Origin of the sequence: Pseudoalteromonas sp. SR41-1 (assembly GCF_014164015.1) — a bacterium.
GTDB classification, from domain to species: domain Bacteria; phylum Pseudomonadota; class Gammaproteobacteria; order Enterobacterales; family Alteromonadaceae; genus Pseudoalteromonas; species Pseudoalteromonas distincta.
Window position 1 is genome coordinate 99488 of record NZ_JACJEK010000012.1, and the last position, 21934, is coordinate 121421.

The 21934-nt window shown below is 39.7% G+C and carries 10 protein-coding genes; 2 read left to right on the forward strand and 8 right to left on the reverse strand.

Annotated features, from left to right (window positions below; genetic code table 11):
* Nucleotides 1-120 precede the first annotated feature (120 nt).
* From H5118_RS12170 to H5118_RS12200, 7 genes are all read right to left on the reverse strand, one after another.
* Nucleotides 121-3048 carry a TonB-dependent receptor gene (locus tag H5118_RS12170; RefSeq protein WP_182694052.1) on the reverse strand — a complete coding sequence of 976 codons (2928 nt, stop codon included), beginning with the start codon at nt 3046-3048 and terminating at the stop codon, nt 121-123.
* A gap of 504 nt (nt 3049-3552) precedes the next feature.
* Complete coding sequence (locus H5118_RS12175; RefSeq protein ID WP_182748976.1) at nt 3553-5964, reverse strand: glycoside hydrolase family 15 protein; 2412 nt, start codon at nt 5962-5964, stop codon at nt 3553-3555.
* Between the two features lie 9 nt (nt 5965-5973).
* Nucleotides 5974-7479 (reverse strand): MFS transporter, encoded by a 1506-nt coding sequence (locus H5118_RS12180; RefSeq protein ID WP_182748977.1) that lies wholly within the window; start codon nt 7477-7479, stop codon nt 5974-5976.
* Nucleotides 7472-9331 (reverse strand): alpha-amylase family glycosyl hydrolase, encoded by a 1860-nt coding sequence (locus H5118_RS12185; protein ID WP_182748978.1) that lies wholly within the window; start codon nt 9329-9331, stop codon nt 7472-7474. Before H5118_RS12185 ends, H5118_RS12180 begins: the two co-directional genes overlap by 8 nt.
* Nucleotides 9332-9419: 88 nt before the next feature.
* Nucleotides 9420-11276, reverse strand: coding sequence for a glycoside hydrolase family 13 protein (locus H5118_RS12190; protein WP_182748979.1), 1857 nt, complete (start codon nt 11274-11276; stop codon nt 9420-9422).
* Nucleotides 11276-12769 carry a tryptophan halogenase family protein gene (locus H5118_RS12195; RefSeq protein WP_182748980.1) on the reverse strand — a complete coding sequence of 498 codons (1494 nt, stop codon included), beginning with the start codon at nt 12767-12769 and terminating at the stop codon, nt 11276-11278. Before H5118_RS12195 ends, H5118_RS12190 begins: the two co-directional genes overlap by 1 nt.
* A 121-nt stretch (nt 12770-12890) precedes the next feature.
* Nucleotides 12891-15692 carry a TonB-dependent receptor gene (locus tag H5118_RS12200; RefSeq protein ID WP_182748981.1) on the reverse strand — a complete coding sequence of 934 codons (2802 nt, stop codon included), beginning with the start codon at nt 15690-15692 and terminating at the stop codon, nt 12891-12893.
* 654 nt (nt 15693-16346) lie between these two features.
* On the opposite strand from H5118_RS12200, the gene H5118_RS12205 reads away from it, so the two are divergent.
* On the forward strand, nt 16347-17969 hold the full coding sequence (locus H5118_RS12205) for an alpha-glucosidase family protein (RefSeq protein WP_182748982.1): 1623 nt from the start codon (nt 16347-16349) through the stop codon (nt 17967-17969).
* A gap of 510 nt (nt 17970-18479) precedes the next feature.
* Nucleotides 18480-18722, forward strand: a complete 243-nt coding sequence (locus H5118_RS12210; RefSeq protein ID WP_002959734.1) for a hypothetical protein — start codon at nt 18480-18482, stop codon at nt 18720-18722.
* Between the two features lie 357 nt (nt 18723-19079).
* On the opposite strand, the gene topA is transcribed toward H5118_RS12210, so the two are convergent.
* Complete coding sequence (gene topA, locus H5118_RS12215; RefSeq protein WP_149602799.1) at nt 19080-21788, reverse strand: type I DNA topoisomerase; 2709 nt, start codon at nt 21786-21788, stop codon at nt 19080-19082.
* Between the last annotated feature and the right edge of the window lie 146 nt (nt 21789-21934).

Sequence of the window (21934 nt, forward strand, 5' to 3'; positions counted from 1 at the left end):
CTATTCATTTCACTTTTCTTTCTGATCTATTCATATCTCATAAAAATTCAAAATTTAGATATAAAAAAAGCCTCTAACGAGGCTTTTATTAAACAACTTTTAACTCATACTAACAAGTTATTAAAAATCGTAAGACGCAGATAATTGAATTCTACGAGGAGACTGGTAAGACTGAGCTAAACCAAACGTAGCATTTCCATCGCCAGCAGCTATTTCTGCAGCTTCGTCGTAACGAGTTTCAGTAGAAGCATCAAATACGTTAAATACATCCATAGCTAAACGAACTTTCTGATCGTTAAAGCGAAGGTTATAAGTAAAGTTAAGATCTAAGCGTGCTGTCCATGGTGTAGTACCCATGCTGCCACGAGGGAAACGTTTGTCACCTACGTAGTAAGTATCACCGTATACGTATTTATCAGGGTCTGGAGTATAACCTTGGCCTAAAGCAGTCCAAGGACGTCCAGATGCGATATTAACATTAGCACCAATTAAGAAGTCTTCTGTAACAGCAAAAGCACCATAAATTTTAATGTTATGACGACGATCTGCAGGTAGATTACCATTAGCACCATCCATTAAATAAGGGTAATCCCAATCTTGCGTAAGACCTGCATCATCTTGACCATTATCAGATTTAACAAAACCTTCTGTATTACCATAGTTGTGAGACCATGTGTATAGCGCTTTTAAAGACCAAACCTGATCCCATGTTTTCTCTAATGTTAAATCAACTGATGCATATTTACGCTTAGCATCCGGATAACCTAACTCTTCTGCACTAAAGCTATATTCTTCAGTGGTGCCGTCACCATCAAGATCGAAATTGAAAGTAGCGCCATTACCAGGGTTAAATAAGAACCAGTTTTCACCTAAATATTCACCATTTTCATCACTAAAGATATAAGAACCATCATCAATTTGATTACCTAAAACACGGTAAGTAGCCTTGACTCCCCAAGACCAATCATCATTAATTGCTGCTTGATAACCAATCATATACTCATCGTTATACATAGGTTCAAGATCTTTATCAGATAAGGTATTTGATGGTTTTGCAGTACCGTCACCACCATTAGAAATAGCAGGATCACCTAGCTGAGTACCTAAACCAACAGGGGTACCGTCAGCATTTAACCCTTCATAGGCGTACCAAGTTTGGATATACGTTTCTGCACCAGCTAAACGAATATTTGTATTAGCTGCTACTGGTAGATAATAACGACCAGCAGTGAAGAACAACTTACTATCGCCATCTCCATTAATATCCCAAGAACCACCTATACGAGGAGCAATTTGGTTATCAATAGAAACAAACTCTTCGCCATCTGCATTGTAGTTAGTAAAGCTATCATTACGGAGGCCTAATGTTAATGTTAAATCTTCAGTAACTGACCATTGATCTTCAATATAAATAGCCCAGTTTTCTACTTCAAACGAACCGCCATTTTTATAATCGCGTACTCGTGTTGTCTTCATTTCTTCAGGTAAGACATAACCATTAGCCAGCCTTGCGCCTTCTTCATATGTACGATAATAGTAGTAAACGCCACCAGAGTTTTGTGTTGTTGAATCAGCTGTATTAGTTTCAGAATCATAGCCAAATCTTAACGTGTGCTCATCGTTTAGGTAGTAATCAAAGTCAACTCGCAATTGCTCGCGTTTATCTTCATTTTCACCAACGGTAAAGTTTACATAACATGTAGTATCCTCACCTAAATCGGCATCATAACCTGTAGGACAATCATCGAAGTCTGAGTAATCAGTTTCTGAAAACTTAACTTGGCCAAACATTGCTGACATACTTAGATCATCTGTAAGGTTACCAGTATAGCGAACTGCAAAACTTTCTCCGCCTCGCTTATGATAAGCTGTGCCACCATCTACAGTATAATTACCATTTCCTTGAGGATCTGAAATTGTTTTTTCTGAATAAGTGCGTTTGTCACTAAAGCCCCAAAGCATTAGTTGATGATCTTCGTTAATATTCCAGTCAAAGCGTGCTAGGTAATATGGGTCATCATCTTTTTCAACTGTTAAATCTGTTTGAGATGCATTACCATATTCGTAGTCATTATCTCTTGCAGTGTAAATACCATAGAAAAATAATGTATCTTCAATTATCGCACCTGAAGCATAAATACTTGTTTCAAATGAGTTGTCATAGTCGTCTTGGTTATTAACATATAAATCACCAATACAATGCCCATCAGCGTCTTCACAACGATCATTTTGTTTATAAAGTGAATTAGGAGCTTGCTCACTTAATGAGTCAGACGAATAAATCGTTTCAACACCAAAGTGAAAATCATTAGAACCAGATTTAGTAACTGATGAGATTAATCCACCGGTAGTACGCCCAAACTCTGCAGAATAACCACCCGTCTTAACTTGGAAGCTATCGTACGCGGTGAAAGGGATTGTTGCGCCACCAAGACCATTTCGGAAATTAGTCATATTTAGACCATTCACGTAATAAGCATTTTCAGCTACAGAAGCACCACCAAATGAAGCTTGGTCGCCAAAACGACTGTCCCCTTCAGTTGCGCCAGGCGCAAGCAATGCAACTGAAGTTACAGAGCGAGATATAGGTAAAAGTTCTAGTTCTTCAGAGCTAATATTGAGTGAAGATTCTGATGCAGAAACATCTATCGCACGAATAGAACCACCGACAACTGCAATTCTTTCGATATTACCTGTAGTTAGTGGAATTTCAATAAGAGCTGTTTTACCAACTCCTATTACTACATCTTTAACTTGAGCTTGGTCAAAACCAGCTTGTGAAACTACTATATTATACTTGCCTACCGGTACCTGTTTTAGATCGAACTCGCCGTTAGAATCTGCAATAAGCGTTTTTGAATAACCTTTAGTGTCATCTGTTATTGTTATTGTTGCACCCGCTAGCGAAACACCTGACTGAGCCGTTAAGCTACCTTTTATAGCGCCGTTAACGTTATCTGCCATTGCAGGCATTGCCGCACTTAACGTCATTGCAACTGCTGCAGCAGTAAATGAGCGTTTAAATGTCTTAGAAAAATTATGGTTCATCTTGATTTATCCCTAGATAATTAAATTATTATTTTTTATGTATTACATTATTTAAATTCACATAAAAATTACTTATATAAATTAAATAACACCTCTTAACCTACAAGAGAAACAAATTAATAACACAATAAAAATAAACTTGCCAACAAAATGCGATAGCGGTTAACCATGGATATATCAATAGAAACAATGGATTAACAAAAGCAAATAGCACGAACAGAAAATCAGGATAATGAACACAAAATTAACACCAATAACTATTCACGGAGACAATGAGCCAAACACAACAACAACCCTGTCATTTGTAAGTTTAGGGGCCTGAAACAGTAAAAAAAGATAAAGCCTGTACGCCAAAACGCGATTTATAACTAATTATTATATTGACTGAGCTGCATAAATATTCACACAACACTTTTTCAATTAGGAACCATTGCATAAAACAAAACTAAATTAAGAGAAAAAAAGTTCCTAATTAGGAACTTTTTTTGTGTGATTTTAAGACAACTAATTAAGTGACTCGCCAACCACTGGATAATAATCCCATACTTGTTTATCACTGAGTGAGCGTACAAGCTTAATGTATTCTGCATGTGTCCATGCAAGTGGCGTTGCTGAGTTTGTGCCCTCGCCTAACGCATGACCAGCTTTATTTACACCTACACCATCCCATACTTGCTCTGGTAGCATTAGCCCTTTATTGGCAAATTGCTCCAAACCTTTAACATAACTATTTTTAATTTGCGCTTGTTTAGCATCATCAAAGGCGTTGTTTGCGTTAGCTGCTGCTATTTCATAGTGGCCACGTTCACCTGTGAAAAACGGCCATACACGACCACGTTGGCCTGGTGTATTACTGCCACCCTCGGCATAGTTTGTGCCCGTTACTTCATCTTCGCCGTAGCCATCATTACCATAGCGGCGGTAGCCTGCAAATGTGCCGCTGCCGTCGTCAAAGCTAAAGCTGTATTTAACTTGTAGGTTATCTTCTAGTGTTTCGTCATCGTACTCAGGTAGTGTTTTAACGATGCTTTCATCATTTGCACCGCGTACGCCATAGCGTACTAGCTCTAAAAAACCGCCATCTAAAATTTGCTTTTTATTAAACCCTTCGCGGCCATTATTAGCGTTAATTTTAGTGTTTGAGTTTGCATCGGTATCTTGGCCTATACGAATAAAGTATTCGCCATCGCTATTCTCGCCTTTTAAGTTACCTTTAGTGGTAAACATTTGCGATTCAATATCGCTGCTGTATTTTTTAGCTGTATCTAAGTAGCGCTTTGCGTTTGTATCATCGCCACTTAGTGTTGCAATATCACTGGCTGTAATAAGGCCAGCGACTACTGCCGCAGTAGTCGAAGGCGAATAACCGCTTTGCTCTTCCCAACGCTCTTGTTGGGTTGCCGGTGGTGTAATTTGCGTGTCGTTCCATAAAATTTTAGCAAGGCCGCCATCAACCAAAAAATCAGCCGCGGGTTTTAACATTTTTCCGTACCAGCTTTTTAGCTCTTCATCACTAAGTACATTGGCTTTATGTAACTTCCAAGCAAGCATAATAGGCATAGCTGTTTGGTCAAGCTGTACGCCGACCCATTCAAGCTCACCATCTACGTGCGTTTTTTGTAAAAACCAGCCTGTATCACCTTTATTACCTGGTGTTTTGCTATTTACTTGCACTTTTTCAAGGTATTCAAACGCTGTTTTTGCTGTGGCTGTATCGCCGAGTGCCATAAAGGCCATGGCTACTTGATAAAAGTCGCGCACCCATACTGCTTTATAGCCAGTAGAGCCCTCTTTAGCCGAAACCGTTTCGCCCCATGGATTAGATAGAGAAGCAATTAATGCCCCTGCGTGTGTTTTATCTTCTTGTGCTTTTAGAACCATGGCGCTGGTGTATAAAAGCTTACCGTTATCGGCTGTTTGTTCAATCATTTTATTGAGCGGTTTGAGACTTTGTAGGTAATCTTCCCAGCCTAGCGCTTCACCTTTACCGTTATAGTGATCAAGCACCGCTTGGTACCCTTTTGCTAAGCTTTTTTCGCCTTGCTTTATACTTTGCTGCTGCGTTTTACCAAAACTAAGTGCTAAATCAAAGGTGGTATTCGCGCTTATGTCGCCAAGCTCTGCAAGCATGCTTACATTACCTGCTGTATCGCCGGTATTTATGTATTGTGTATTTATAGATTGCGTAGTTTTAAGTGCGTTAATACCATCGCTTTCACCGGTAAAGCCCACTGTTTTATCTTTAAATGAGGTCGCTGATTGAAGTGATAAATAGTTATCGTCTTCCCATGCGACAAGGCCTTGCTCAGTCGTTTTAGCGAAGTCACCTAGCCCGTTATTATTAATATACGGATTAACAGACACATATGCTTTTAACCCTTCAAGCTCAGTATTAAATACGCTGCGTACAAACAGGGTTTGCCCACCTGGGTCAGTAAATATGTGTTTTTCTAGGCTAAAGCGGCCTTGTTTATCAGTGCTTGTTACTTTATAAGCCAGCGATAACGGGCGACCTTGTGCATCTTTATGTAAGTAATCAATGGTGACATCTAAATCATCAGCTTCACTAACGGTAAAGTCTTTACCTGTTACTATAAATTGCATGTCTTTTATTTGAGCTTGGTGAATAAGCCCAAACATGGTTTCGGTGATCATACCTTTAGCAATTGAAAACCACACCTTAGATACATCGCCCGTTGCAGCTGAATCACTGTATTGGCCGTTTTGGTATTGCTCGTATGACGTGCCAATACCTGTTTTACCCGCATAAGCCCAAAAAGGCTCTGCGCCTGGGGCGCCTGGGGCTGATGTAACCTGTGCTGTGGTACTTTCGTTAGTTGTGCTTGTGTTTTGAGCGCCGCAAGCCGTTAAACCTAACGTTAAAAGTGAGGCGGTTATAAGGTTATATTTTTTCATTGTGTGTCCTTAATTTGAATTTTTAACGCGCATTACCGCAACGGCAGCGACAACGAACGAGGCTGCACCAATTAACAATGCGTAAATAGGCTGATTAGAAAATACGTGGCGTAAAATGAGCCCTAAAATGCTGGCGGCAAGTAACTGAGGTATAACTATAAAAAAATTAAAAATCCCCATATAAACGCCCATTTTGTTACTCGGTAGTGCGTTACTTAACATGGCATACGGGAGTGATAAAATAGACGCCCACGCAAACCCTACGCCTATCATAGGTATAAGTAACATTTTAGGGTCTCGAATAAACATAAAGCTTGCAAGACCTAACGCGCCCAGCAATAAATTAAAACAATGCGCGCCTTTTAAGCCCATTTTTTTAACTAAAAACGGAATACACATAGCGGCAATAGCTGCAAAGCCATTGTAGGCGGCAAATAAAATACCCACCCAGTCAGCACCATCGTTAAATGCTTTAGAGGTTGCATCGCTACTACCATAATGAAAGCTTGTTACTGCTGCGGTGGTATAAATCCACATGGCAAATAAAGTAAACCAGCTAAAAAACTGCACCCAGGCAAGCTGCTTCATGGCTTCTGGCATTGTAAATACATCTTGTACTACTTGGTAAAAACCACCTTGAGTTTTGTTAGCACTTTTAAGCGCTGCTGCAATCCACTGCACAATACCAAACGCTAATAAACCACCAGCTAATAGGTATAATTCTTTTTCAAGCGATAAGCCCATTACTAATGCAAGGGTTACTAAACCCAGCACTACAAAAATAATGGCGCCTTTATTAAAGTTAATATCAACCAGTTTGCTGGTAGTAGGTTGAGCGCTTTGCTTTTCAAAAGCCGCTAATTGCTCAGGGCTGTATTCTTTAGTACGTGCCACGGTCCAAAGCACGGCAACAAGTAACACCACCCCGCCCCAATAAAATGAGTATTTAACAGATTCAGGAATTTGCCCTGGGGCTGCGGTATTGCTTACATCAAACCAATTAGTCATCATCCATGGTAATGCTGAGGCTAGTACAGCACCAATACCAATAAAAAAGCTTTGTAAACCGTAACCTGTCGCGCGTTGTTTTTCTGGCAAGTTATCACCAACAAGTGCTCTAAACGGTTCCATGGTTACGTTGATTGACGCATCCATGATCCATAACATACCCGCGGCAATCCAAAGCGTTGGTGAATGCGGCATAATAAATAGTGAAAGCGTTGTTAACACTGCGCCTATAAAAAAGAACGGACGACGACGGCCAAAGCGCCCCCACGTTTTATCGCTCCAATAACCTATAATAGGCTGAACAATTAAGCCTGTAAGTGGGGCTGCAACCCATAAAATGGGAATATCATCAACTTGTGCGCCTAATGTTTGAAATATTCGGCTCACATTGCCGTTTTGTAGTGCAAAGCCAAATTGAATACCTAAAAAACCAAAGCACATATTCCATATTTGCCAAAAACTCAGGTTTGGTTTGTTGTTGTCATAATTATTATTTTGATTATTCATGATTAGCCTTATTAGTTAAAACTGCGCTGCTAAATGCATCAAGTGTGAGGTTAAATGTAGCGCCTTGCGGGTGAGCTTTAAGCTGGGTGGTGTGATTTTCAAGTAAATCATTTAATAGCGTATTTTCACTCATTGCTCCTAATTGTGCCTTTGATAAATTAACCGTAATTGTTTGAGGTTGTTCACTAAAGTTACTTAATACGTAGAGCGCTTGTTGGCCAAGTTTGCGCGTAAAACCTACAACTCGCTCACTTCCTGTAACGCTAAGCTCAGTCATTTCACCGCCTACCACAGCAGGTAAACTATTTAGTGACATAATCGCTTTGTAGTAGTCACGAAGTGCTACTTGCTCTTGTGTTAAATTAGCACCGTCAAACTTGCCATTATTCATCCATGCTTGGTGCGCTGGCACGCCAATGTAGTCAAAAATACTGGTGCGTGTAGCTGTGCCAAATCCTGCGTTTTCTGAGCCATCTTCTCCCACATCTTGACCAAAATATAATAACGTGGGTGCGCGGCTCATTAAGTTAGAAACCACCATAGCCGGTTTACCCCACGCAGCGTTACCTGCAAAGTCAGGGCTCGCGATGCGTTGTTCGTCGTGGTTTTCTAAAAAGTGCAGCATGTGCGCTTCAATATCAGTAACTTGGCTTTGGGCTGCAAAAATAGTATTAGCAGCTTGCTTACCCTGCATAATGGCTTTTAGTGTGTCATAAAAGCCTACTTTGTCGTAAAGGTAGTCCATTTTACCTTGGTGAATATACGCACGGTACATTAGCGGGTTATACACTTCGGCTAACAAAAAGGCGTCGCTTTTTTGCATTTTTATCGACGAATTTAAGAAACTCCAAAACTCTACTGGCACCATTTCGGCCATGTCGTATCTAAAGCCATCAACGCCTTTATCGAGCCAAAAAAGTGCTATGTCTCTAAATTTGTACCAGCTGTTAGGAAGTTCTTTATCTTGCCAAAATGCATAATGAGCACGGTAGTCTTTATTTTTGTATTCACTTGGCAATTGAACAAAATCGTAGCTACCATCTGGCTTTACGCCATAATTTACTTTTACTGTTTCGTACCAATCGTTTATATCGGGTTTTGGTGCACGGGCACCGTTACCTGTCCATTTAGCGGGTGTTTCATCAAAAAAGCCATCAGCTAATGGGCTTTCATTACCCCCTAATACTTTGTACTCTGGCGATGTTGGCACCTGAAAAGACTGCCCTGGTACGTAGAAAAAGTTATTGTTTTTATCGTACGCTTTAGTCGTGTCGTCTTGTTCGCCAAAGTCTTTAACGCCTTTAGGCTTTCCAAGTGATTGATAATTGCGGGCAACATGGTTAGGCACTATATCAATAATGACTTTCATGCCGTGGCTATGTGTACGTTCAATAAGCTGGCTAAACTCTCCCATGCGGTTCGTCACATTAACGGCTAAGTCGGGGTTAACATCGTAGTAATCCTTAATTGCGTACGGTGAACCTGCACGGCCCTTTACTACATCGGGGTCATCTTGCGAAATGCCGTAGTCGGTATAATCGCCCACTAACGCATGGTGTAACACACCGGTATACCAAACATGTGTGGTGCCTAACTCTTTAATGCCTTTTAGGGCTGCATCGTTAAAGTCGGCAAATTTACCTACGCCGTTTTGCTCTTTAGTGCCCCATGAAACATTGGCTGTTTCGGTATTACCAAACAAGCGAGTAAATACTTGATATACAACCGGCTTGGTAAGCTCATTTTGCGTGTGTGCAGGTGGTTGCTGTTGTTCAGGTTTGTTATTTTCTGAACACCCTGTAGCAATAAGTGCACTACAAAGTACTGCGGATACATAAACTGATTTTTTCATTGTGTGTCTTTTTTGTCAGTATTGTTATTAACTTTATACTAAAGATTACTGCAGCAACCATACAGTTGCTGCATACGTATTCAAGTTACTATTGTGGCGTTTTTAAAACGAGTACCGTTGCGCTCATCGCTGGTAATTCAATGGTTTTGCCCAGCTTTTGTGTTTTTTGAGTAAATAAATTAAATGCTGTTGTGCTGTTAGGCATCACCTCTTGCATATACTCAATGTTTTTTTGTAGCGTTTGTGTATTTTTATTCATAAATACCAACACAGTTTGCTCGTCGCTAATACGCACATAACTATAAACCCCTTGTTGAGGCGTAAAATGTACAAGCTTTCCTTTATCTAATGCTGAGCTGTTTTTTCTAAAATTAAGCAGCGTACTGATGGTGTTATGCATGTCTTTTTGCTGTTTTGTTAAGCCCTCTTTGGTAAAGGCATTACGTGTTTGGCCTTCAAATCCACCCGGGAAGTCGATTCTAATATCACCATGGTCTTTACTTGGGGTGTTATCCAATAGTACTTCGGTGCCATAATACATTTGCGCTATACCACGTGTGGTTAAAAATAACGTCATCGCCATTTTTGTTTTAGCTACGTCTTGGCCAAGTTCAGTATAAACACGGCTCATATCGTGGTTATCTGCAAATACCATAATGTTATCTGTATCTGGGTATAAAAAGTCATTAGCTAACGATTCATATACTTTAACCCAACCGGTATTCCAGCTTTCATCTTCATTTAGTGCTTGAATTACCGACTCTTGCAACGAAAAGTCCATCACGCTTGGTAAGCTTGATGTATAGCCATCTTGGTTATGTTTGCCACGTTGCCAGTAAGAGGCAATAGCAGGGTTTGACGTCCACTCTTCTCCAACAATATTAAAATTTGGGTACTCTTGCATTATGGCTTTTGTCCAATCACTCAAAAATGCTTTATCTGAGTAAGAGTAGGTATCAACACGAATACCACTTAAATCGGCGTATTCTATCCACCAAATAGCATTTTGAATTAAGTATTCACTTAACAGTGGCTGGCGCTGATTTAAATCGGGCATTGTTTCTACAAACCAACCATCGTTAAACTGGCGCTTGTCGTATTCACTCGCGTGTGGGTCTTGTATGGTTTGGCGTGCATGGCTGGTGGCGTTTTTACCTTTTTTAAACTCGCCATTAAAGTTAATCCAATCTTTAGTTGGCTTATCTTTAACCCAAGTATGCTCAGAGCCAAAATGGTTAAGAACCATATCCATTACCAGGCCTATGCCCTGCTCTTTTGCTTTTACCGAGAGCGTTTTATATAACTGGTTTGAGCCCATACGTGGGTCAACATTATAAAAATCTGTAATTGCATAACCATGATAAGAATAATCTGGCATGTTGTTTTCAAGCACTGGGGTAAGCCAAAGCTGTGTAACGCCTAAATTGTTTAAATACGGTAATGCGTTTATAACGCCTTGTATATCACCACCGTGGCGCCCGCCCTTAGTACTAGGATCAGTGGCTTCTAACATGCTAGGAACGCTATCGTTTTGTTTATCACCATTAGCAAAGCGATCTGGGTTAATTAAATAAAGCGTATCAGCTGATGTAAACCCTTGGCGGTTTGCGCTGTTTTTATTACGTTCAAGTAGTGAAAACTCAAAATTTTGACTCGCTTCGCTGCTGTTAAACACAAGCGTTCCTGCTTTAGCGGTATCAGTAATAGTAATATTTAAAAATACATAATTTGGGTTATCTGTACGGGTTACTTTATTTAACTTAACACCATTGTATTTAGCTAATTTAATTTGCTCGTTTGCAATATTTTGCTCATGCACCATGATGGTTATGGTATTTTTGTTCATGCCAACCCACCAATTAGCAGGCTCAACGTTAAGTGCGTAGCTAATGGTTGGTAAAGTACAGGCACTTACAAGTAAAAGTGTGTTTAAAAATCGCATCATCAGGCCTTTTTAATTTTTGCTAAAAAATCTTTATGAGTGGATAATTGATCTACTGTTGAGGTAATAAGCGTTTTTAATGTAGAAAATAAGTCGTTTAGTTGTTCACTGCTTAATGAGTCAACAATACTGTTGTAATCATCGGGGATGAGGCCTTGGCCAATAAATACCTGTTGCCAAGCAACTTCGGCAAATAGTTCATCGTTTTCGCGCACTACTTTGCCAGTTTCCTTAAATAATTTGAGCTTGTGGGCCAATGAGTGAGGAATGTCCATTTGCTTGCATTGTCGCCAAAAAGCAGAATCTTCTCGCTCCGTCAGTTTGTAATGCAAAATAATAAAATCGCGTATGTGCTCTATTTCTATCACGCTTTGCTTATTAAATTCAGTAACTAAAGTTTCGCTTATGCCATTGTGTGGAAACAGCTTTATTAAACGGGTTACTGCACTTTGTATTAAGTGGATACTAGTTGACTCTAACGGCTCTAAAAAGCCACTAGCAAGACCAACCGACACCACGTTTTTATGCCACTGCTTTAAGCGCCGTCCTGTTTTAAATTTTATAACACGTGGCGCCGTAATTGGTTCAGCGGGTAAATTATTTAATAATAACTGCGTTGCTGCATCGTCAGATAAATAACGGCTACAGTACACCAAGCCATTACCTATTCGGCTTTGCAGCGGTATTTGCCACTGCCAGCCTGCGCTATGTGCAATTGAACGCGTATAAGGTTTTAGCTCGCTAGTACCTTGAGACTGCACTGCCACGGCGCTATCACATGGTAAATAATGAGACCAATCGACAAAGCCTGTATTAAGTGTTTGCTCTATTAACAAAGCGCGCTGACCGGTACAGTCTATAAATAAATCGCCGTTAATTTCGGTGTCATCATCGAGTGTTATGCTTTTAATATTGCCTGAGTGCAGACATTGATTAACCTGCTCTATTTTAGCGTCTATGTGTTTAACGCCACGCGAAGTAGCAAGCGTTTTTAAGTATTCTGCATAGCGTGTTGCATTAAAGTGATACGCATAACTCAAGCCAGGTAATTGCGTATTAGGTATAGTATTTAATGGTGCAAATTTAAGCTGTTGAGCGGCTTGGTAATTTAACGAAAAATCCCATAGGCTATCTTCAGAGCCGGTAATTTTCCCCTTTACCCAAAAATTGTAAAAATCGCAAAAAGGAAAGTCTTTTCCGAATGAGCCAAAAGCATGCATATAGCTATGAGAGGGAGTTTTCCAATTTTCGAACTCAATACCTAATTTAATAGATGCATTGGTGGCGTTTATAAAATCTTGCTCGTTTATACCCAGTGCGTTATTAAGTTGAATAATAGGCGGAATTGTTGCTTCACCAACGCCTATAGTGCCTATTGTGCTTGATTCAATCAGCGTTATGTCAATTACTTTGCCTAACACTTTATTAAGCAAAGCTGCAGCTATCCACCCTGCGGTGCCACCGCCTGCAATGACAACGTGTTTTATTGGTTTCATATTATTGTCCACGTTTAGCCCCGCAAAATGATTAGGTTTTACTGCGGATTGGTATTAGATAGAGTAGCTATAAAAAAGCCCTTGTAACACAAATTACAAGGGCTCCTACACACAATCTTTATTATAGCTTGTAGCTAAAGCCTAACAAGTAAGTACGACCGTAATCTTGGTAGTCGCGAACTTGTAGCGCGTTATCACCAGAAAGCGATGTAAACGGCTCTTCTGTTAAGTTTTGTACTTGGAACTGAATTGATAAACCTTCAAGGCTTTCAATACCGGCTTCAGAAAAGTCATAACCCGCTTGAACATCCCAAATTGTTTCACCTAGGATATCTACTTGCTCGGTGTTAAAACCTAAACCGTATACATCACCTTTAAAGGCACTACGCTTACGCATACTAGTACGTAATTGCACACCATTCATCTCGTAGTAAACCGTTAAGCTTTGAATTTTATCTGAAAGACCCGGTAGCTCGTACTCATTACCGTTTTGATCTTCAATATCAGACTCAATACCTGTATGGCTTGCAATTAAACCAAAGCCTTCAAGTGACGGGTGGAAAATTTTAAATGGTAACGCTAGAGATAGCTCGTAACCGTATAGGTCACCGCCGCCGCCATTTACTTTACCACTACCTGTGCCCTCTGATGTTGCAGGAATTTCACCTGTTGATGGATCTGCAACACCCGACATATCAATTTCGTATTTACCATCAAAAATCCACTGCGTTAAGTCTTTATAGAAAAATGCAGCAGAGAAGTAACCTTCATCACTAAAGTAGTTTTCGTACGTTAAATCGTAACCAGTTGCTTCTTTTGGCTCTAAATTAGGATTACCACCGGATACAGACCAATAGTTACCATTTTCATCCTGTGTAGTATTGTAAGATGCGTCAATAGATGCATTCATTTCGTCTAAACGTGCACGAGAGATTGTTTTAGCCGCACCAAAGCGAACTGTTTGTTGCTCATCAATCGCAATTGATAAGTTTAAGCTTGGTAATACGTGTGAGTAATCGTGGCTAATATTGGTAGATGATGCCACCACAATATCATCAACAGTGTTAAATGCATTACCCTGCGATGACTGGTCGGTATGAACATAACGTACACCCACATTACCTGTAATTGCTAAGCCGCTTACTTCGGCATTAATATTAGCCTGTGCAAATACTGAGGTAATTTCTTCTTTTACCGTCCAAGATTTTGTTAAATGGCTCGTATTCGTTAAGCTTTCATCTAACAAGCTGTAGTAACCGTCATTTACTAACCCATTAACATCGTAAGCAATCATGTCACCCATGCCAATAAAGCCTAGGTCAACGCTACCCATGCGATATTGCTCTGGCACAGCTAGCATGCCAGGATTATCAAGCGAAAAGCCAGATAACGTCATAAAGAAACCTTGCGAATCTTTTGTTTTTTCACGCTCTTTATAAGACATACCAAACTCAATTGAGCTGAAGTATTCGTTTTCTAATACTTTAGATGCAGCTAGCTTTAACGTAGACAGCTCATCTTCAATCGTTGGTGCATTTATGAATCCATCCTGTGCCTGATCTTTATAACCAGAAATGTCATTTCCATCAGCATCAATTAAACCATATTGATTATTTAAGGCCTTACTTGCGCCCCACGATAAAGGACCGCCTAATTGAATAAGGCTGTAATCACTATAATCTAAGTCATGAGTAAACGTAGCACCTGTATTACTACCATTAAAGGTGTAACCTAAATTATCTGCAACACCACGTGAATCACCGCGCCCTGTACCTGAGTAACTTTCAAGGCTCCACACTTTACGATCTACATGCGAGTAACTTGCATCAAATTCAACTGACCATGAATCGTCAATATCGTATTTAGTATTAAAACCAAACGCGGTTAATTCTGCTTCACGCTCTTCGTAGTCATTACGAACAACAACTCGTTGACCTTCGGTAACGGCACTCGTAATAAAACCAGATTCCTGATCTATTACGAATGAGTCTTCGTCCCGTGCACCTTGCCCCCATGCAAATGGAATTTCGATACCACGTAAGATTTTTTCATCTGTAAAATCTACATATAATGCATCAAACGTCATATTTAGTTTGTCAGTCGGTGCAGCTTCTAGTACGAGCATGGCTGAATCACGTTCAAGTGTCGATGAACGTACAAATGGTTTTGCACCACCTAAAATTGAATATGTTTGGCCACCTACTTCTCTTTCGGGGTAGCCCCAAGCGTTCCAACGTTTTTCTTGGTTTGGTGAGCTCATTGAAGTTAAGGCAAATGCAACACCTATGGTGTCATCAGCAAACTGATCGATGTATGAAATAGTACCGCGGTAACCATCGTCGTTACCGTCTGGGTTTAGTTTATCAAAGCTGGTTTGCTCGTATTGGCCATTAACTTGAAATACACGCTCGCCTTTACTTAAAGGACGCACGGTTTGCATGTTAATAACACCGGCAATACCTTCTGCTTCGATACTTGCGTTTGGTGTTTTATATACCGTAACGCCGCTCATAATTTCTGATGGGTAAAGGTCAAACTCTACGCCGCGGTTATCACCAATAGATACCTGTTCACGGCCGTTAAACGTAGTACCACTTTCGTTTTCACCAAAACCACGAATTGATACTCTGCTTGCGCGACCATCTAAACGCTGCGCTGTTAAACCAGGTAAGCGTGCAATAGACTCAGCAATTGATGAGTCAGGTAGTTTACCTATATCTTCTGCAGAGATAGATTCTACAACCTGTGTAGAAAAGCGTTTTGTGTTGATAGATTCAACAACACTGCCACGAAAGCCTTTTACTTCGATAACCTCAACGTCATCATTTTTAACTGTATCTTCTTGCGCTGCTACAGAGGTAAAGCTTGCTAAACCTGCAGTTGCTAATGCCAAAGTTAATATACTTGGTTTGAACATAGACATGATGTTTTTCCCGTTACCCATATTGTGATACCCGCTTCTTTATTTGAGTGATAGTCAAACAGGCGAGCTAATTTTGTTGTCAGCATCAATATTAACGCTCGAATTATTTTATTAACAACTTTATGCATACGTATTCAAGACCATGCAATGTAATATAAATTAACAGTTGGTTCACAAAATAAAAGCTAAGCTATTGTTTTTAAATTTATTATTATGGTGCAACATGATTGTTAATGAGTCTTATGAAAATACATATATTCGCACTATGAATTACCCATGATACAGCGTGTAAATAGCGTTAAATAAAGCAATTTATAATATTTACATAAGTTATTTTAATAATTTAATGTTTTATGAAATTGGTAAGACCATTCATCACTTTCACCAATACCGTGCAAGCCTTTTAAAATAAGCACCAAAACAGACCGCGCTATTTTATTCATAAGTAAAAAGCATGATTGGTAAAGCTAGCAATAAAAAAACAGCACCTTAAATACACCTCTTTAAAAGCGCATTTAAGTAAGTAAATTAGCTGCATACGTATGCAGACTTTTTACAGAGTAGCCCCCTTCACGTATGCTTTTTGAAAATTTAGTGATTGTTTCAATCAAACTAATAACAATATAAATACTGTGTGGAACGACGGAGAAAAGCATGGCCCAACAGCAGTGGTATAAAGGTGCGGTTATTTATCAGGTTTACCCGCGAAGCTTTCAAGACAGCAATAACGATGGTATTGGTGATTTAAGAGGTATTATTAATCGTATTGATTACATTAAAAGCTTAGGCGTTGATGCTATTTGGATTTCACCTTTTTTCAAATCGCCAATGAAAGACTTTGGCTATGATATTAGCGACTATCGTGACATTGACCCGCTTTTTGGTGACCTAAATGATTTTGATGAGCTAATAAGCGAAGCCCACACTCGTAATATTAAAATAATTATTGATCAGGTGTTAAGCCATACATCAGATCAACACCAATGGTTTACTGATAGCCGTGAAAATCAAAATAACAGTAAAGCCGACTGGTATGTTTGGGCTGACGCAAAAGATGATGGAACAGCCCCAAACAACTGGCTATCTATTTTTGGTGGTGGTGCTTGGCAGTGGGAGCCTCGTCGCGGGCAATACTACCTACATAATTTTTTAACCGAACAACCGGATCTTAACTTTCATAACCCAGATGTTCGAAAAGCTGTGCTTGATAATGTTGAGTTTTGGCTTAAAAAAGGCGTTGATGGTTTTAGGCTTGATGCAATTAATTTTTGCTATCACGACGCGCAATTACGTGATAATCCGGCTAAACCAAAAGATAAGCGCCAGGGTCGTGGTTTTAGTGAAGATAATCCGTATGCATTTCAGTACCATTACTACAATAATACTCAGCCTGAAAATATTGAGTTTATGCAAGATATTCGCACATTACTTAATAAATACCCAGGTACTGTATCGCTTGGCGAAATCTCATCAGAAGATTCATTAGCTACAATGGCGCAGTACACCCAAGGTGGCGACAAACTGCACATGGGTTATAGCTTTGAGCTATTAACAAATGATTACTCAAGTGAATATATTAGAACTACGGTTCAAACTCTAGAACAACGTATGACTGAAGGCTGGCCATGCTGGGCATTTAGTAATCATGATGTAGAGCGCGTAGCGAGCCGCTGGAGCGAAAATGGCGAAGTAAACCCTCAACAATGTAAGATGCTAACCGCCCTATTAGCTTCTCTTCGCGGCAGCGTGTGTATGTATCAAGGTGAAGAGCTAGGTCTGGGTGAAGCAAGTGTGGCATTTGAAGATTTACAAGACCCATACGGCATTACATTTTGGCCTAATTTTAAAGGGCGTGATGGCTGTAGAACACCAATGCCTTGGGATCTAGCTGATTCATCTCATGCAGGTTTTAGTGAAGTAAAACCTTGGCTACCCGTTGATAATGCACATAAGCAGCAATCAGTAGCTATACAAACAGATGATAACAACTCAATTTTAAATGCCTACCGTGAGTTTATGGCATGGCGAAAAAGCCAAACAGTTTTACTTGAAGGTGATATTGAATTTATAGAAACGCCAGAGCCTGTGCTTGCTTTTTATAGAACGCTTGGAAAGCAAAGAATGCTTTGTATGTTCAATCTCAGCGCTAAGCAAACAAGTATTGATATGCCAACATCAATCGTTAAAGAATACACCGAGCTTAGCCACCACAGCGCAAAGTTAGACCGAGGCACCACAATACTTGAGCCTTACGCATGTTTTTACGCTCAGTGTTAATGACTCAAAAGTTACGTTTAGTGTATACGTAAGCGCGTTACACACGAAAAAGCCCAAGCTATTCACTTGGGCTTTTTTGTATTTAACGCATTCTAGTGACTTTTAGTTTCAACATTTAGACATTCAGTTAAAGCAAATAATACGGCTGATATTACAAACTTAAAATATCCTCATAGCAGAAATATACAATGGCGCTTATCCATTTCATTTTTGAACCTAAAAAATCACTTTTCCTAAAACAATCTAAAGGTTATTAATATAGAGCGCAGAATCAAGTTTTCTTAGCTACTAAATATATTACTCCAGCTGATAATGCTGTACTTACTAAAGTTAAAAAACTGACAAGTAAATTACTCATCCTCACGATAAAAAAATTTCGTTATCTTTTATTTCAATTTCGATTAAAAATCAGCATACCAACAGAGTTGTTCTGAATTGGGCACTACTGATTTATACCTAACTTTAAACTGGATAAATCAGTCATCACACCATTTTTTTAGGAATAAACGAATGAAAAAAGCATTGCTAGCATTAATCGTAGCACCACTATTTGCAGTATCTGCGACTTACGCGGTTGCAGACGATGCGCCAACAGCTTCAGCCGAAATGATAAAAGAATACACAGAAATGTGTGTTAACTGGGCTAAAGATGATGACGTAAGCAATGAAGAGCTAAATGCCTACGTATTAAAATGCGTAAATGATGAGCTTGAATCTGAAGGCTATAAAAAAGTATCTTCTGTTAAGATTTAATTATACAAATTACATTTAATTAGTGATCTGTTAAAGCTATAAGAATATAGCTCAATAGCTAAGCGAAAAAGCATGACATATATTTGTTCTCGGCAGCTGCTCCCTGCAATGCCTACTTTCTGCATCTACGCAGTCATATATGAATAGTGTTTAACGCAGTAACTGAGTTATTTAATATGCTAAAATAATCATGTTTTTAATCAAATTGGTAACACGCTTAGGTGAATGTGCTGCTAATAAAGCCGTTGCGAAAGCATTCAACTAGGCACAAAAAAACCGGAATAGACACAAGCTGTGCATTCCGGTTTTTTTATGACTTTTTAAATCTACAAAAGATATGAATAAGCAATAACGAGCTTATTCATCTTCTTTTTTAGCTTTCGCTTTAGGCTTAGCTTTAGCTGGTGCCTTTTTTGCAGCTGCTTTCTTTTTAGGCGCTGCTTTTTTCTTCGCTTCTTCTGTCCATTTACCTGCCTCATAATGAGCAGTCCAGCCGGTAGCTTTACCGTCAACTTCAGTCATAACATACTGAGATTTATTTTTACGGCTATAGCGTACAACAGCAAGATTACCATCAGGATCTTTAGCTGGTGCATCTGCTAAATAATAAAACTTAGGCGAAATGCGGTCTCTAAAGCGTTTTAGTTCTTCAACCTTAGGTGCACGTGTTTCACGTGACTTAGGAAAAGTATTTGCGGCTAAAAATATACCCGCAGCGCCATCACGTAAAACAAAATACGCATCTGACTTCTCACACTCTAATTCAGTAATGTGAACAGGATCTTCTTTTGGTGGAGCAGCCTCACCATTTTTAAGTAACTTACGTGTGTTCTTACACTCGTCGTTATTGCAACCAAAGTACTTACCAAAGCGACCCGATTTAAGCTCCATATCAGAACCGCACTTATCACATTCGATAATTGGTCCGTCGTAGCCTTTAATTTTAAAGGTACCTTCTTCAACTATATGCCCTTTACATGCTGGGTTATTACCACACACATGTAGTTTACGGGTTTCGTCAATTAGGTATGAGTCCATTGCAGTTTCACAAATAGGACAACGCTTCATCTGCATTAATTTTTCGGTTTCTACGTCTTCGACATCAGCAGCAACCGCTTCATCGCCCGACACTAAGTTCATTGTTGTAGTACAACGCTCTTTTGGCGGAAGGCTGTAACCAGTACACCCTAAGAAAACACCGGTTGAAGCCGTACGTATGCCCATTTTGCGGCTACATGTAGGACATTCTATATCGGTTTCAACCATCTCATTAAGACGCATGCCACCATTCTCTGGCTCGTCTTTAGCGACAGTTAGTTGCGTTGAAAAATCAGCATAAAACTTATCTAAAACTTGAGTCCATACACGCTCGCCTTCAGCAATGTCATCTAAACGACCTTCCATTTTAGCTGTAAAATCAAAGTTCATTAAATCAGTGAAGTTTTCAACTAAGCGGTCAGTAACAATTTCACCCATTTTTTCAGCAAAGAAACGGCGATTTTCTACACGTACATAACCACGATCTTGAATTGTTGATATAATCGACGCATAAGTAGATGGACGACCAATACCACGCTTTTCAAGCTCTTTTACTAAACTAGCTTCACTAAAGCGAGCTGGCGGCTTAGTAAAATGCTGCTTAGGATCAAGTTCTATTAAAGTAAGTATTTCACCTTCTTTAACAGCTGGCAGTGATTGATCTTCTTCGTTCTTTTTACGCACCGCAGGTTGTACTTTTGTCCAACCATCAAAGCGAAGCACGCGGCCTTTTGCTTTGAGCTGGAAATCGTTAGCTGCAACAGTCAGTGTTGTTAAGTCGTATTCAGCAGGTACCATTTGACACGCTACAAACTGACGCCAAATTAGCTCATACAGCTTTTTAGCATCGGCATCTACGCCTTCGATATGACCAGACAACACTGTAACGCTTGAAGGACGAATTGCCTCATGCGCTTCTTGTGCATTGCCTTTAGAGCTATAGTTAATTGGATCTTTTGGTAAATATTTAGCACCAAACTCGTTCGTTACATACTCACGACACATTTCAACCGCATCTTTTGAAAGATTGGTTGAATCGGTACGCATATAAGTAATATAACCGCCTTCATACAAACGCTGAGCGAGCATCATAGTCTTTTTAACGCCATAACCTAGGCGTGTACTTGCAGCTTGTTGCATGGTTGAAGTAATTAATGGCGCACTTGGGCGACTTTTACTTGGTTTTTCTTCAACGCTAATTACTTTGTATTCTGCATTCTCAAGGCTTTTAACAGCTGCGCTAGCCTGAGCTTCATTTACAGGCTTAAATGCCTTTCCTGCTTGTTTGGTTACTTCTAAGCGTAACTCAGACTCAGTATTCTTAACATCAGCGTGAATATCCCAAAACTCTTCAGGGATAAATGCCTTAATTTCACGTTCACGCTCAACTAATAAGCGTACCGCAACAGACTGAACTCGTCCTGCAGATAGACCACGTGCAACTTTTGCCCACAACAAAGGAGAAACCATAAAGCCTACAACACGGTCTAAAAAGCGTCGTGTTTGCTGAGCGTAAACCATGTCAGTATTAAGCTCGCCAGGTGTTTCGAAAGCTTGCTGTATTGCGTTTTTGGTAATCTCGTTAAAAACTACGCGCTTATACTTTTCAGGTTCGCCGCCAATGATTTCTTGAAGGTGCCAAGCAATTGCTTCCCCTTCTCTATCCAAATCCGTTGCGAGGTATATTTGATCTGCATTTTCAGCCAGCTTTTGTAATTCTTGAACAACCTTCTCTTTACCTGGCAGGATTTCATAATGCGGCTCCCAACCTTGCTCAGGATCAATACCCATACGCGCGACCAGGTTAGTATAATCTCGTTGCTTTTTATACGCTGCTTTCTCTTCAGGTTCCATTTTGCGAACTTCTGCTGGCGTTTTAGTTGCCGGCACTTTAGCTTTGCTCGAACCTGAAGTAGGTAAATCACGTACATGCCCAATACTGGACTTTACGATGAAGTCATTACCTAAATATTTATTAATTGTTTTAGCCTTAGCAGGTGACTCTACAATTACTAGCGATTTGCCCATAGTTGCCTATTTCTAACCAAATATTAAAAATGTGTTTTGCCGACATAAGCGGCGCGAATATTTATAGGTATATCTACAAACACTAGTTGTTACAAGCTTTTAATACAAACTTTTCAGTATTTACTGAATAAACGAACAATTTTTGT

Excerpts from the sequence above, each read along its gene's own strand:
- H5118_RS12185 (WP_182748978.1), bottom strand. The coding sequence starts at position 9,331 with ATGAAAAAATCAGTTTATGTATCCGCAGTACTTTGTAGTGCACTTATT.
- H5118_RS12200 (WP_182748981.1), bottom strand. The coding sequence starts at position 15,692 with ATGTCTATGTTCAAACCAAGTATATTAACTTTGGCATTAGCAACTGCA.
- H5118_RS12175 (WP_182748976.1), bottom strand. The coding sequence starts at position 5,964 with ATGAAAAAATATAACCTTATAACCGCCTCACTTTTAACGTTAGGTTTA.
- H5118_RS12195 (WP_182748980.1), bottom strand. The coding sequence starts at position 12,769 with ATGAAACCAATAAAACACGTTGTCATTGCAGGCGGTGGCACCGCAGGG.
- H5118_RS12190 (WP_182748979.1), bottom strand. The coding sequence starts at position 11,276 with ATGATGCGATTTTTAAACACACTTTTACTTGTAAGTGCCTGTACTTTA.
- H5118_RS12170 (WP_182694052.1), bottom strand. The coding sequence starts at position 3,048 with ATGAACCATAATTTTTCTAAGACATTTAAACGCTCATTTACTGCTGCA.
- topA (WP_149602799.1), bottom strand. The coding sequence starts at position 21,788 with ATGGGCAAATCGCTAGTAATTGTAGAGTCACCTGCTAAGGCTAAAACA.
- H5118_RS12205 (WP_182748982.1), top strand. The coding sequence starts at position 16,347 with ATGGCCCAACAGCAGTGGTATAAAGGTGCGGTTATTTATCAGGTTTAC.
- H5118_RS12180 (WP_182748977.1), bottom strand. The coding sequence starts at position 7,479 with ATGAATAATCAAAATAATAATTATGACAACAACAAACCAAACCTGAGT.
- H5118_RS12210 (WP_002959734.1), top strand. The coding sequence starts at position 18,480 with ATGAAAAAAGCATTGCTAGCATTAATCGTAGCACCACTATTTGCAGTA.